This window comes from Halobacillus sp. SY10 (assembly GCF_045401165.1).
Taxonomy (GTDB): Bacteria; Bacillota; Bacilli; order Bacillales; family Halobacillaceae; genus Halobacillus; species Halobacillus aidingensis.
Map to the genome: position 1 here is coordinate 547211 of NZ_CP174345.1, position 13505 is coordinate 560715.

Here is a 13505-nt window from a genome sequence, read left to right on the forward strand (position 1 = left end):
TGTGGCTTTTTTTATGTATAAGAGAGGACGAATGATGATGTTTAAAACAAAACGCAATATCTATATGCTGTATTTCTATATCTTTTTTGCCCAGTTGTTTTTTGACCGGGCCTTGTGGGTCATCTACCTTGGCGACAGAGGGATGACGTTCGGTCAAATTGGTTTGTTGGAAGCTTTTCTTCACCTGGCAATTGTGCTCTTTGAGGTTCCTACAGGGATGATTGCTGATTTGTATGGCCGGAAAGTGAGTTTAGTCATCGGGAATGTGTTCAGTATTCTTTATGGACTCTTTATGATGATCAGCGGTACTTTTTCCATATTCACACTCGCCTTTTTATCCATGGGGATGATGGTCACTTTCCATTCCGGTGCTGAGCAGGCGTTTGCTTATGACACGTTGAAAAATGAAAACCGTGAGAAAGACTATACGAAAGTGATCGGAAGCATGACGGCTCTTGCTCTATTATCATTGAGCCTTGCCAAATTCCTCGGCGGTTTTATGGCGGATATCAGCTGGGGATGGGTGTATGGAACAACGATTTTCACCCATATTCTCGCCCTTATTCCTTTGTTTTTATTGAAGGAGCCGGAACGTGAAAAGACGGAGGACATCGGCGGTCGATGGTATAACCAGTGGGTCCACCAATTTAAATTAGGTGTGGTTGTATGGAGGGAAAACCCGGTCATTCACCGGCCTGTGGTGCTGTTTATTTTGGCGAGTGCAGTCATGGTGATTATCGTGTTTTACGGCCAGGAGTACTTCATCCAGTTAGGTTACTCCTCTGTCGTTGTAGGTGCTTTATTTACAGTAGAAGGGCTCTTGGGAGTCGTCATGGCGAAAATTGCCTACAAGGTCGAAAAGAGGTTTGAGTTCTTCAATATCTTACATTACGGTTTAGGGCTGTTCCTTTTATTTTTCATCCTATTCATCTTTGCCATGGACTGGGCCATTCTACTATCATTCCTATTCCTTGCGCAGCTGTTGAGTCTATTCGAACCGATCTTCAGTTCATTTGTGCAAAACTTATTAAAAAGTAATGTCAGGTCTACCTTCTTTTCCTTAATTGGTTTAATGGAAAGCTTCATCATTATGATCAGCTTTCCGTTGTTCGGGTTTGCGATTGAGCGTACCGGTTTTACCAACGGTTTTGCGGGTCTGCTGCTTATTTTTTTCACGGGAGCGGCCAGCTTCCTTATCGTGCAAAAACTTAGAAAGAATTAATGCAAAGAGCTTCCCGATCAAAAGGGAGCTCTTTTTTCTTCCCTGTGTTTTACCGCCGGCTTCCGGTAGTTTATAATGAGGGGCAAACAAGCAAAGACAGGAAGTGCCTATGAGTAAACGAAAGAATCAAGGATATAAAAAAACGAAGAAGAAACCAAACAGGACTGGGAAGCCATATGGGAAACAGAAATCCTCTCCCCATGCACCATCCAAAGGTAAGCCTGCACGTGGACAAAAACCCATAACCGCAGAGGTCACGTGCTCAGGTCTGACGGATGAAGGAAAAGGAATTGCCGAGTGGAAGGGCAAGCGATTGGAAGTCCCTCTTCTGTTGCCTGGGGAAAAGGCTGAGGTAAACATCATTCAAAAGGGACGGTTTTTGGACGCAGAGTTGAAGAATGTGGTCATTTCAGCAGAAGAACGCGTCGATCCACCTTGCCCGTATTATTACGAGTGCGGGGGTTGTCAGCTTCAGCATATGAGCAACGATGCGCAAGCGCTTTTCAAGCAGGAAACGATTGATCACTTGATGAAGCCATTCGGAAAACCGGATCCTATTTTCACGATGGACCATCCGTATGATTACCGGAATAAGAACCATAATACATTCGGTTTGAATCACAAGCGTCAGGTCATTGGCGGGTTGTATGCGCAGCATACGCACGAAATCATCCCGATGGATCGTTGTCTTATCCATGACCCTAAGGCAGATGAAATCATCGATACCATCAAGGACTATCTCAAGAACTCAAAAATGCAGCCGTATGACGAAGACACGGGACGCGGCTTTTTACGGCATGTGTTAATCAAAGTCGGCAAAGTCAGTGGAGAGATCATGGTCGTGCTGGTCGCAGCCTCCTCTGAGTTCAAAGGGAAAAACAATTTTGTGAAGGCCCTGAGGAAAGCTCATCCAGATATTACGACCATGCTATTGAATGTGAATAAACGGGATACGAGTGTTGTTCTCGGCGAACAGGAAAAAGTATTGTTCGGGAAAGGAACCATTACCGACACGTTGTGCGGGCTTGAATTTGAGATTTCGGCAAAGTCATTCTATCAAATCAATCCGGTCCAGACAGAAAAGTTGTACGGAAAAGCGATTGAAATGGCCGAGCTCAGTGGAAACGAGACTGTGATCGATGCGTACTGCGGGATTGGCACGATCGGGCTCGTGGCCAGCCGCAAAGCTGGGAAAGTCATCGGCGTAGAGGTGAATAAGGACGCCGTACGGGATGCCATCCGTAATTCCAAGCGCAATGGCGTGACCAATGCACGGTTCTATCAAGGCGACGCTGGCGAATTCATGGTCGATATGGCTGCACGCGGGGAGAAAGCGGATGTCGTGATTATGGATCCACCGAGAAGTGGGAGCGACGAAGCGTTTTTATCAAGTGTGGTGAAACTTAAGCCGAAGCGTGTCGTGTATGTTTCCTGTAACCCTGAAACGCAGGCGCGGGACATGAAGTACTTGGTCAAGAACGGTTATGAGGTTGAAGGGATCCAGCCGGTGGATATGTTTCCACAGACGTATCATGTGGAATCCGTGGCGAAGTTAGTGTTGAAAAGGTAGTCACTACTTAAATACAAGGTTGTGGCACGTATCACAATCAACTTAACTAGAAAAAGGTTCATCCAGAGCAGTGGATGAACCTTTTTCTATATTCGCATGACTTGGGCAGAGGACCTATATCGAATCTACCGGTAATCCTTTGGGGTACCCCAGTACTCATATCGATTGTAACGGGGATCTGTGGAATCAAAACGAATGAAAATGGGAGCATGATCCAATTCAGGATAAAATCCAAAATAATATCGGTCTCCATACCTGATGGCTTCAAGGGCTAAGGGGAGTTCCCGCCTGAAAATAGTATTGCGAAGAGCGGATTGGTTAGACCCATATTGTCCATCCACATAAACATAGACAAAGAGGTAGGGGCAGCCGTTTTCTATCCTCCATTCAGCAAGTACTTCATCTCTCATTGAGGTAATCTTGTCATAGGCATACGACAATCCCAGCGTAAGAAAAAGCTCTGCTGTGATGTCTGAGTGGGTCAATGTGTACCTGCGTCCTAACAGGGGAGCGGTTTTTGTAACACCATGCCTGAACTCAACGAAAAGTTTATCTGGATTAAGCCTTTTCAAAGGAAACCTCCTTATAAAAGACATTCATATGTCCGGTAAACGGGTGCAATCCTTATTAATTGTGCTGTCATGAATTCCGTTTACTAACCTTTATTCATGTTCATGATTTCCCTCTTGAGTGTAGAGTTCAAAGCGCATATGAACCCAAACGACCGTTTTAAATCATATGCGAAGAACCCATCTGCCATTTCTTTTTTATGGAAGTGAACGTTCTTTTTATGTTTCAGTAAGGTAGCCTGGAAAAAAGGAAAAGTTGAGCCATAATAGGATGCTCAACTTTTTCGTAGGTTTTGATTTTTTTATGTTATAAGAAAAACAGAACAAACAGCTGGAGATAGATTTGGACCATGACATAAAAGGCAATGGCATATTTATAATTGAACATCAGTCCGTTCTTAATGATGCTCAACTTGTTCACAGAACTCAAGATGATCGATGGTAAAATCAGTGGAGATAACATGATCGAAATCACGCTTCCTGAAGTAATTCCTAGTACAACGATCTCAGGTGGATAGGGAAGTTCGACCCCTTGCAAAATTCCTGAAACGAGTACGATGACCGTTAAGGGGCCGAGTCCTATGAACCCTAAAATGATCACCACAAATGGGAGTACCCATAAGAAGTTCAAGAATGGTACGGCGTCTGTAATGTAAAAGAGACCGTCTATTATATACTCACCATATCCTGACTGGTTCACCGCATTGATTAAAAATCCAGCTGCCAGTAGAATCGAGAACTGCTGGGCTTTATTAGGGATACTTTTCGCTACATAGGTCTTCCCATTCTCCGTAATTGCGCTGCTTCTCTTACGAATGATGAAGTAAAGGATGACCCAGGCCACGATTACGATCGGGATAATGAGCAGAAGCTGAACGTCCCAAAATGCGTTGAAAAGAAAAATGGAACCGAATAACGTTACAAAAAGTATGCCGAATTCGAGTGCATCCTGGTTCCCTTTTGTATCCTGTTTCTTTTGTTCGGTGATCTTCTCAAGCTGTTCCTGGATTCCTGCCGTAAGGTCTACGCCATAATGACGTTCCTGATAATAGGAGAACAGGACAGATAATAAGATACCTGCGAATGAAATAAAAAATCCTTGTAAAATCGATAAGCCTAATGATGCACCAAGCGCATCGACGGCAAAAATAAAGCTTGGGATGCTGACGACCCACATCGTCGTTAAAGAGAAAGCACGCAAGAGGGCCGTTCCTTTATAATTCTCCCACGCCTCTCCTTTTTGATTGCTTAAGAAGTCGTTGATCATGCTATAGACCATAGGGATTGATCCGAATAGTAAGAAGTAAGAAATGATTTGGGTGATTACCATCATTCCAAAATAGAATTTCCGGCTAGTATTAAGCAGATTCTGAGCGAAATTGATGACTGATTCGATATAGGGCTTTTCTTCCAGAACCCAACTGATTGTAGGAACAATCAATAAGAGCGCAATCAGTCCACTCATCACTGTGAACCCAGATACAGTACCTTCTACGAGTGAAGTGCCAGCCGAGATGTGAACAATCAGGGCAATAATCAACAGCAGAAGGGAGATCGCTGCCTGTTTCACCGGCAAGAAGAAGTATCCGAGTACAAAGGCCGCTAAACCGAATAAGGAAAGAGTGGTGGAGAGCATTTCTCCACCTATGAAATATACGATAAAATGCATGAGGACATATAGACTGATAAAAAAGGTATACCCTCGCTTTGCGATTTGTACCATTGTAAATGCTCCGTTCTTTATTGAAATGTACCTTACATATCGTACCATAAGCGAAATTCAATCGCTCGTTTTGTGCCCGGATTACTGATGTGGAAGGTGAGAAGTTAAAAAAGCAAAAGGAATCGTGGTCGCTTCACGATTCCTTTTGCTTTTTTTATATCAATCCAGAGATCCTTTTAAAAATCCTTCCACGATCTTATTAAATTTCTCCCCATGTTCCCAGAACATAAGGTGACCTCCAAGAGCTTTCACAGACGCTTTCGGAGCAAGTTTTTCTAAATAGGGAATCGCTGTTTGAGCCCAATGTTCAGCGACCACATACAATGTCGGTGTAGTTTCACTGCTTTTTGAGGCTTCTTCCCGGTAATCAGCGAAGAGTCCTGAAGAAAATAAGTTGGCCGCTATATAGTATGGCGTGCGAAGGGATTGCTCGACAACCCACGACAATTCTTTCTCCGTTAATTTTCGCTGGACCATCACTCCGGATGCATAGGCTGTAATAAATTCCCTCTGTCCCTTTGGATGCCTAAGGTAGTTTGTATAGGCGGCAGCTAAATCATCCAGCGGCCCTTCCACCCAATCTGTATCCTGCTTCAAAGAGAGGGATTTCGGCGGCATGTCAATGAAAACCAGTGATTTGATTCCTTCCGTGCCAAACTGACGAATATACTCCCAGGCGGTCAGGCACCCGAATGACCAGCCGACAAGTGTTGCATTCTTAACCTTTAAAGCATGGAGCACTTTTTGTAAATCTCCCCCGTGCGTGACGTAATCATTTCCGTGCACCGTCAGGGTTGATCGCCCGTGACTTCTAGGATCAATGACAATCGTTCGGTGAGTTTTTGAAAAGTAACGGATTTGTTCAGAGAAGACTTCCGTCGTGAATGTAAAGCCTGGGATAAACACTAAAGGTTCTCCCGATCCAGCTTCTTGAACGAATAATTCAATACCTGGTTCTACTTCAATATAAGCTTCTTTCAATTTCATGACCTACCTCCTGAGTTCCTCTTCCTCGAATAAGATTTAAAACCCTCTTTTAATCTTATTCAAAGAATTGAGGATCTATTTCTTCTGCAGGAGGTTTGGAAAGTGGCATTTTTATAATGTTTTAAGAAGTCACCCCTCCATACTTTCATACTAGATTTGCAGGTATAAATGACTAAATGTAGTTGCTGAGCCTACCAAATTGTTTGATGAAAGAGTAGAGCGGCAATATCCCCCAATGTAGCCCGAATATATAGGAGGAGATTACATGAACCGTTTTACAATACCACGCGATATTTATTTCAGTGAAAATGCTCTTGATATATTGAAATCTTTAGAAGGAAAAAAAGCCTTGCTGGTGATCGGTGGAGGTTCTGTCAAAGAAAATGGCAACCTTGAAACGATTGAGAATAACCTGTCAGAAGCGAATATAGAGACAAAGCTTATTGAAGGGATCAAAGAAGAACCTTCCACAGACCTTGTGCAAGAACATCTGGAGACGGTGAAGGACTTTGAACCGGATTGGATTATTGGGATCGGCGGCGGTTCCCCGATGGATGCTGCCAAAGCCTTCTGGTTGTTCTATGAACATCCGAATCTTAGTTTCGAAGATGCGACCAAACCATTTGAGCTGCCTGAACTTCGTACTAAAGCGAAATTCATCGGTATTCCAACAACAAGTGGTACAGCATCGGAGATCTCCAACCTTTCTGTAATTACCGACTCAGAAACAGGTGTAAAATATCCACTGGCAAGCTTTGAACTAACGCCGGATTTAGCCATCATCGACCCTGTTATGGTTGAATCCATGCCGAAACGTGTGACAGCTTACAGCGGAATGGATGCTGTAACCCACAGCATTGAAGCCTATGTAGCTAAACCACGAACAACATTTACAGATGCTCTTGCCAAAGAAGCGGCTAAGATCCTGAGGGAAAACCTTCTTTCTTCATACAAAGGAGATAAGGATAGCCGTGAAAAAGTCCACTATGCCCAGGCAATGGCTGGTATGGCCTTCTCTAATGCTGTATTAGGTAACGTACACAGCTTAGCGCATAAGAGTGGTCCGACATTCGGAGTACCGCACGGTTGTGCCAATGCGATTTATCTTCCGTATGTCATCCAATTCAACCGTAGTGTAGTAGAAGAGCGCTTTGCTGCATTGGCGAAAAGAATTGGTTTAGAAGGTCAAAATGATCAAGAACTCGTAGACGCTCTCATTGAGTGGGTCCGTGAGTTAAATCGTGAAATGGAAGTACCGAATACACTGCAGGAATTCGGGGTATCCGAAGAGCTCTTTAATGAGCACGTTGATAAGATGGCAGAAAATGCGGTAGAAGATCCATGTACTGGAACAAATCCACGTGAAACGTCTGAGGAAGAAATGAAAAAACTATTTGTCGCCGCTTACTACGGCCAGGAAGTTGATTTTTAATTAGAAGATTTATAGAGATCAATCCACCATTGGATTGATCTCTTTTTTCTGGACAAATATATGGGCATCCATTTTAATAGAATGGAAAGGAGCGGACTTATGATCATCAAACCCCGCATCATCCCACCTGATATTGCTCATCTGGAAATGCTGCTTCATCGAATTAAACCTCACCACACGAAAATACCTCAATTAGAGGAAATCCTCTCCGCAAAACAAGCTGGTTGGAGCGGCGAACAATCCCTTGATTATCACCTCGATTATTTGAAAGACCCTCATTATATTCTTCACAACCTGCGCCTGAATGATGGGCACCACTTTTTCCAAATCGACACGGTTATCTTATTCCCTTCATTCATCCTGATCCTTGAAGCTAAAAATATGATCGGTCAGATTTCTATCCATCGCGAAAAAAGAGAGATGCGTCGTGACACGGAAGGATTCCAGGATCCTGTAGAGCAGGCCGAACGGCAAAAGTATTTATTAGACGAGTGGTTGTATAACCACCTGGGAATCCGTATGCCCATCGACTTCCTGGTCGTCTTCACAAACCGACGGTGCACGTTGGAATTTGACTCCTCAGACTCTAGTATCTATGAAAAAGTCATACGGGCCACTAGTTTGATTGATACCATCGAAAAGAAAAAAGGTTTTTATCCAAAGAGGCTGTTTGGAAAGGAAGAACTCTCCCGGATCGGACAAGCTCTGGTTGATGCCCACAAGGAGTATATCCCTGACTACATGAGTCGGTACAATTTGAATTATTCTGATCTGCAAAAAGGAGTCAGATGCCCGGCGTGTGGAAAGTATTCGATGAAAAGAACAAAAATGAAATGGGCATGTCCTGTTTGTTTTCATATATCTCTCTATGCCCATGAACAAGCATTGAGAGAATATGCTGTGCTGGTAGCGAAAATCATTAGTAATAAAGAAGCTCGAGACTTTTTAAGGATCAGTTCAAGACATGTGGTTTATCGACTATTAAGCGCTTATTGTAAGGAGAGAAGAGGTTCTACTAAAAAAGCGAGATTCCTATTGGAGTGAAAAATTTTTTAATTAAAGCCTCCGTGGCGCCAAAGAGAGAGCAAGTCGCACCAAAGGGAGAGCGAGTCGCGCCAAAGGAGTGGCGAGTCGCGCCAAAGGAAGAGCAAGTCGCGCCAAAGGGAGAGCGAGTCGCGCCAAAGGAGTGGCGAGTCGCGCCAAAGGGAGAGCGAGTCGCGCCAAAGGAAGAGCGAGTCGCGCCAAAGGGAGAGCGAGTCGCGCCAAAGGAAGAGCGAGTCGCGCCAAAGGAAGAGCGGGTCGCGCCAAAGGGAGGCGAGTCGCGCCAAAGGAAGGGCGAGTCGCGCCAAAGGGAGAGCGAGTCGCGCCAAAGGAGTGGCGAGTCGCGCCAAAGGAGCATCGAGTCGCGCCAAAGGAAGAGCAAGTCGCACCAAAGGGAGAGCGAGTCGCGCCAAAGGGAGAGCGGGTCGCGCCAAAGGAGCATCGAGTCGCGCCAAAGGAAGAGCGAGTCGCGCCAAAGGAGTGGCGAGTCGCGCCAAAGGAAGAGCGAGTCGCGCCAAAGGGAGAGCGAGTCGCGCCAAAGGAAGAGCGAGTCGCGCCAAAGGAGCATCGAGTCGCGCCAAAGGAAGAGCAAGTCGCGCCAAAGAGAGAGCGAGTCGCGCCAAAGGAGTGGCGAGTCGTGCCAAAGGAAAAGCAACCCGCCCAAAAGGTCAAGCGCATCACGCCAAAGAACAAGAGAACTACGTCAAACCCTTGCTTTAAGCTTCATCCCATAGTACTCTTGGGGTTCAATGAAGGGAGTGGGAGACCATGACACGAGTGGTCATCTTAGCCGAAAAACCCTCTCAGGCAAAAGCATATGCAGAGGCTTTTACAATACAGGAAAAGACGAAAACATATATTGTACTAAAACCAGATGATACCTTCCCGAATGGGGCGACGATAACATGGGGCGTCGGTCATTTGGTGGAATTGAAAGAACCGCATGACTATAAACCGGAGTGGAAGAGATGGAAGCTTGATCAACTGCCGATTGTACCTGATCGATTTCTTGAAAAAGTGTCGAAAGGGAAGTGGGAGCAGTTTAAAGAGGTCAAGCGTTTGTTCCAACAAGCGGACGTGCTAGTGAATGCTGCCGATGTCGACCGGGAAGGTTCGAACATTTTCTACAGCATTCTCCGTTTAACAGGCGTGAAAGGGAAGCCGGTTCGCCGCTTGTGGATCAATTCTCTTGAGAAGGATGAAGTGCGTAAAGGATTTAAGAATCTACAAAACAATGAAAAAGATCTGCGGATGTTTGATGAAGCGAAGGCCCGTCAAATTAGTGATTGGATGGTAGGGATCAACGCCAGCCGCCTGTTCACCTTACATTTACAGAAAAAAGGCTTTGGAAGCTATCTGTCCATCGGCCGGGTGCAGTCGCCTACGGTCTACTTGATCTACCAGAGACACAAGGAGATTGAGAACTTTGTGTCCGAGCCTTTCTATCAAATCGAAGGACTTTTTCAATCAGAGACAGGTTCCTATAAGGGTTTAGCGGAAATTAAGGAAAAGGATAAAGCTAAGGTTCAGGCGCTGATGGACAAGCATGGGCTGAAAGAAAAAGAAGACCATTCAGGAATGGTCCAACGGGTAGACAAAAAGACCAAACATCAAAAATCACCGAAACTGCATTCGTTGTCCACCTTGCAAAGTGTTGCGAACAGACGCTGGAAGTACACACCGTCGCAGGTGCTGAAGACGATGCAAAAACTCTATGAGAAAAAACTAGTCTCCTATCCGAGGACTGACTGTAATTACATCACGGAAAGCGAATTCTCTTATGTAGTGAACAACTTGAAGTCCTACCAGGATACGCTGAACGTTTCTTTCACACCTATCTCTTTGAAACCTCGAAAGCGGTATGTGGACAGCAAGAAAGTTCAGGAGCACTATGCCATCATCCCGACGAAGTCCATCCCAACGGAAAAGAAGCTGAATGGGCTGAGCCGTGAGGAACGCAACATTTATACAGAGGTCTTGGCTACGACGCTCGCGATGTTCCATAGCGATTACGTGTACGAAGAAACGACCATTTTCACACATGTTCATGACCTGCCTTTCAAATCGACAGGCAGGAGGGAAGTGCATCAAGGATGGAAAGAGCTTTTTCCTAAGCCGTCCAAAGCGAAACACGATAAAGATGCACTTCTTCCAAATGTCCAAAAAGGGGAAGAGGTAGGCGCACGCCTTCATATAAAAGAAAGTATGACGCAGCCGCCGAAACCGTACACCGAAGGACAGCTGATCAACATGATGAAAACGTGTGGAAAGCTAATGGATGACGAGGAAGACGTGGAGATCCTGAAAGAAGTCGAAGGTCTCGGTACTGAAGCCACCCGCTCAAGCATCATTGAAACGATCAAGGCTCAAAAATACATTGAAGTGAAAAAGAACAATGTCTACGTCACGGCCAAAGGAATCACGCTTTGTGAAGCCATTGAAGGGACGCTGTTATCGAGCCCGTCCATGACCGCCAAATGGGAATCGTATTTGAAGAAAATCGGAAGCGGAGAAGGATCGAAACAAACGTTCATCAAACAGACGAGTCAGTTTATTGAAAAACTGATCCAAGAGACTCCTGATTCCATTCAACAGGTTCAAATCCGAAATACTGGCGAGAAGAAGAAGTGGAACCAGCCGATCGCCAAATGTCCGGCATGTCAGACGGGCTCCATCATGGACCGTTACAAATTTTATGCTTGTTCCGAATACAAAAATGGATGTAAGGTGAGCTTTCCGAAAAGATTGGCAGGGAAATCCCTGAGTGCAAATATGATTAAAACGCTTTGTGAGAAGAAACGGACGAAGGTGTTGAAAGGGTTTAAGGGAAAGAAGACGTTCAGTACGGCTTTAACACTGGATGAAGATTTCAAAATCAAATTCGATTTTAAAAAGAAAGCGGAAGAAAAAAGTTAGACATGTTATTCGTGCTTGCCTCTCTTTGTGTGAACCCATTAGCACAAGGAGGCAGGCTTTTTTTGTTGAGGAAGTGTAGGATATTCATTTAGTTTTCCCCCTTCTCAAGGGGACAGGCAGTGAGTGCCATCGTGTATCAGAGGAAATGGTTTCATTCACTACAAAACCATACATCAAGGACACTCTTCTCTTTCCGTACATAGGATAAATCAACAAATGGGAAGGGATTTGAGAAAATGTATGTGGGACCCTACACGCATCCATATCCATACTATGTGAATCATCCGGCGTATGGCTACAGAAATTCTACAGATTATTGGCCTGTTCCTAACCAGGCATATGAATATTCTTACTATAACAGGGTGATGGCAGAAGATTATGGGCCTGGTCCATTCGTCATAAATATCAATGAAGCGACGAAGCAAAATCAAACCTATCGAACGGCTTTATGGACAGGATCAAACTTACAAGTAACCTTAATGAGTATACCCCCAGGTGGAGATATTGGGTTAGAAGTGCATCCAAATGTCGATCAGTTCCTACGTATTGAACAGGGGCAGGGAATTGTTCAAATGGGCGAGACTAAAAATGATTTAAGTTTTGAAAGAAATGTCTATGATGATGACGCCATCATGATCCCTGCTGGAACGTGGCATAATGTAACCAATACAGGTGATACGCCGCTTAAACTCTATTCGATATACGCCCCTCCTAATCATACATTTGGTACGGTTCATGCAACCAAAGCAGAAGCGATGACTGCGGAAGAAGACAACGGTCAAGGAAATGGAAATACCCTTGTTTATGGTAAGACTCCAGACGAATGGGTGAAGTACACGGAATACTTGGTGAAGGAAGGGTTAGAAGATGTTAAAAGAGGGATCAATGCTACGCACATCCTTCAAGAGTTCATCTTAATGGGATTGCTTGTAGGGAAGGGATATACTCCTGAAAAAGCCTATGAAACAGTAGAAGAATGGGAAAGGACAGGAAAATCCAAGCTTCTTCAACAAAGTAAAAAGATGCAGTAGTTTAATCTTGGGTAGGTAAAAACACTATCTCCTTACAATGTGGAAGACGTGAAGGGGTAGTGTTTTTTTAATAAAATCAACCATTCTTTGGGGGTCAGATAAATAAAAATAGTAAACCATTTGTCATTTGTGAACAATTTTGTAATTTTTATAAAAACTCAGGAATAAAACATAAAAAGGTGGTAAGATATTTCTCATATCCGATCTTCTTCAAGGATATCCGTTTATTTGAAAGCGTTTTATTAAAATAAGAAGAGGTTGATGAAAAGTTGACATTAACAGTGAAAGAAGCTTCCATCTTTGACCACAAGGGCAACAGGATTATGACAGAAGACCGTGAGATTGCGATCATTGCCAAAATGGAAGATCCTAAGATTGCTATATTGGGAAATGTCGTCAGTGATGCCGAATGTGACGAGCTTATCCGTCTCTCTCAAGATCGGATGAACCGGTCGAAAATCGGCTCGCGTCATGAAGTAAGTGACATTCGGACGAGCAGCAGTACGTTCCTTCCAGAGGACGATGTGACCACACGGATAGAAAAACGGTTGGCGCACATTATGAATGTACCCGTTGAACATGGAGAAGGACTTCACATCTTGAATTATAAACAAGGCCAGGAATATAAAGTGCATTATGACTATTTTAAATCGAAGGTCCAGGCAAAGAACAACCCGAGAATCAGCACGCTTGTACTTTACTTGAACGATGTTGAAGAGGGTGGGGAAACGTACTTCCCGCACATGAATTTATCTGTCTCTCCTCAAAAAGGCATGGGGGTCTATTTCGAATATTTTTATTCCGACCCTGTAATCAATGAACGGACCCTGCACGGCGGCTCTCCCGTCTCAATCGGAGAAAAATGGGCAGCGACGATGTGGGTACGGAGAAAACAGTATAGGTAAGGAAAGCGACAGAGAGAAAATGACGTATTTAAACATAATGAAACACCCAGCATGCCCCAAGGATGGCAGTGCTGGGTGTTTTCTTATGACAGTAAGGGGAAGACCGCTG

11 protein-coding genes are annotated in these 13505 nt (G+C 44.4%); 8 read left to right on the forward strand and 3 right to left on the reverse strand.

Annotated features, from left to right (window positions below; all coding sequences use genetic code 11):
• Positions 1 to 34 precede the first annotated feature (34 nt).
• Together ACJA3J_RS02885 and rlmD are read left to right on the forward strand one after the other, a co-directional pair.
• Positions 35 to 1222, forward strand: coding sequence for an MFS transporter (locus ACJA3J_RS02885; protein WP_406945459.1), 1188 nt, complete (start codon positions 35 to 37; stop codon positions 1220 to 1222).
• Positions 1223 to 1331: 109 nt separating this feature from the next.
• Positions 1332 to 2792 (forward strand): 23S rRNA (uracil(1939)-C(5))-methyltransferase RlmD, encoded by a 1461-nt coding sequence (gene rlmD, locus ACJA3J_RS02890; protein ID WP_406945460.1) that lies wholly within the window; start codon positions 1332 to 1334, stop codon positions 2790 to 2792.
• Positions 2793 to 2917: 125 nt separating this feature from the next.
• On the opposite strand, the gene ACJA3J_RS02895 is transcribed toward rlmD, so the two are convergent.
• The 3 genes from ACJA3J_RS02895 to ACJA3J_RS02905 form a co-directional block, all read right to left on the reverse strand.
• On the reverse strand, positions 2918 to 3364 hold the full coding sequence (locus tag ACJA3J_RS02895; RefSeq protein ID WP_406945461.1) for a staygreen family protein: 447 nt from the start codon (positions 3362 to 3364) through the stop codon (positions 2918 to 2920).
• Between the two features lie 304 nt (positions 3365 to 3668).
• On the reverse strand, positions 3669 to 5084 hold the full coding sequence (locus ACJA3J_RS02900; protein WP_406945462.1) for a hypothetical protein: 1416 nt from the start codon (positions 5082 to 5084) through the stop codon (positions 3669 to 3671).
• Positions 5085 to 5243: 159 nt separating this feature from the next.
• The gene (locus ACJA3J_RS02905; RefSeq protein ID WP_089651616.1) at positions 5244 to 6071 is read right to left on the reverse strand and encodes an alpha/beta fold hydrolase; all 828 of its coding nucleotides are present in this window, start codon (positions 6069 to 6071) and stop codon (positions 5244 to 5246) included.
• Positions 6072 to 6336: 265 nt separating this feature from the next.
• Here ACJA3J_RS02905 and ACJA3J_RS02910 point away from each other — a divergent pair, with 265 nt between their 5' ends.
• From ACJA3J_RS02910 to ACJA3J_RS02935, 6 genes are all read left to right on the forward strand, one after another.
• The gene (locus ACJA3J_RS02910) at positions 6337 to 7503 is read left to right on the forward strand and encodes an iron-containing alcohol dehydrogenase (protein WP_406945463.1); all 1167 of its coding nucleotides are present in this window, start codon (positions 6337 to 6339) and stop codon (positions 7501 to 7503) included.
• Between the two features lie 99 nt (positions 7504 to 7602).
• Complete coding sequence (locus tag ACJA3J_RS02915; RefSeq protein ID WP_406945464.1) at positions 7603 to 8547, forward strand: nuclease-related domain-containing protein; 945 nt, start codon at positions 7603 to 7605, stop codon at positions 8545 to 8547.
• A gap of 330 nt (positions 8548 to 8877) precedes the next feature.
• A complete protein-coding gene (locus ACJA3J_RS02920) occupies positions 8878 to 9264 on the forward strand; it encodes a hypothetical protein (protein WP_406945465.1) in 387 nt (128 codons plus the stop codon).
• Positions 9265 to 9312: 48 nt separating this feature from the next.
• Entirely contained in the window at positions 9313 to 11460 is a 2148-nt protein-coding gene (locus ACJA3J_RS02925) for a DNA topoisomerase 3 (protein WP_406945466.1), read from the forward strand.
• Positions 11461 to 11696: 236 nt separating this feature from the next.
• The gene (locus tag ACJA3J_RS02930) at positions 11697 to 12491 is read left to right on the forward strand and encodes a cupin domain-containing protein (protein ID WP_406945467.1); all 795 of its coding nucleotides are present in this window, start codon (positions 11697 to 11699) and stop codon (positions 12489 to 12491) included.
• Between the two features lie 323 nt (positions 12492 to 12814).
• On the forward strand, positions 12815 to 13396 hold the full coding sequence (locus ACJA3J_RS02935; RefSeq protein WP_406946260.1) for a 2OG-Fe(II) oxygenase: 582 nt from the start codon (positions 12815 to 12817) through the stop codon (positions 13394 to 13396).
• Positions 13397 to 13505 lie beyond the last annotated feature (109 nt).

Bases quoted from the DNA above. Each gene is read 5' to 3' on its own strand.
- ACJA3J_RS02885 (WP_406945459.1), top strand. From the start codon at position 35: ATGATGTTTAAAACAAAACGCAATATCTATATGCTGTATTTCTATATC.
- rlmD (WP_406945460.1), top strand. From the start codon at position 1,332: ATGAGTAAACGAAAGAATCAAGGATATAAAAAAACGAAGAAGAAACCA.
- ACJA3J_RS02900 (WP_406945462.1), bottom strand. From the start codon at position 5,084: ATGGTACAAATCGCAAAGCGAGGGTATACCTTTTTTATCAGTCTATAT.
- ACJA3J_RS02905 (WP_089651616.1), bottom strand. From the start codon at position 6,071: ATGAAATTGAAAGAAGCTTATATTGAAGTAGAACCAGGTATTGAATTA.
- ACJA3J_RS02910 (WP_406945463.1), top strand. From the start codon at position 6,337: ATGAACCGTTTTACAATACCACGCGATATTTATTTCAGTGAAAATGCT.
- ACJA3J_RS02915 (WP_406945464.1), top strand. From the start codon at position 7,603: ATGATCATCAAACCCCGCATCATCCCACCTGATATTGCTCATCTGGAA.
- ACJA3J_RS02925 (WP_406945466.1), top strand. From the start codon at position 9,313: ATGACACGAGTGGTCATCTTAGCCGAAAAACCCTCTCAGGCAAAAGCA.
- ACJA3J_RS02930 (WP_406945467.1), top strand. From the start codon at position 11,697: ATGTATGTGGGACCCTACACGCATCCATATCCATACTATGTGAATCAT.
- ACJA3J_RS02935 (WP_406946260.1), top strand. From the start codon at position 12,815: ATGACAGAAGACCGTGAGATTGCGATCATTGCCAAAATGGAAGATCCT.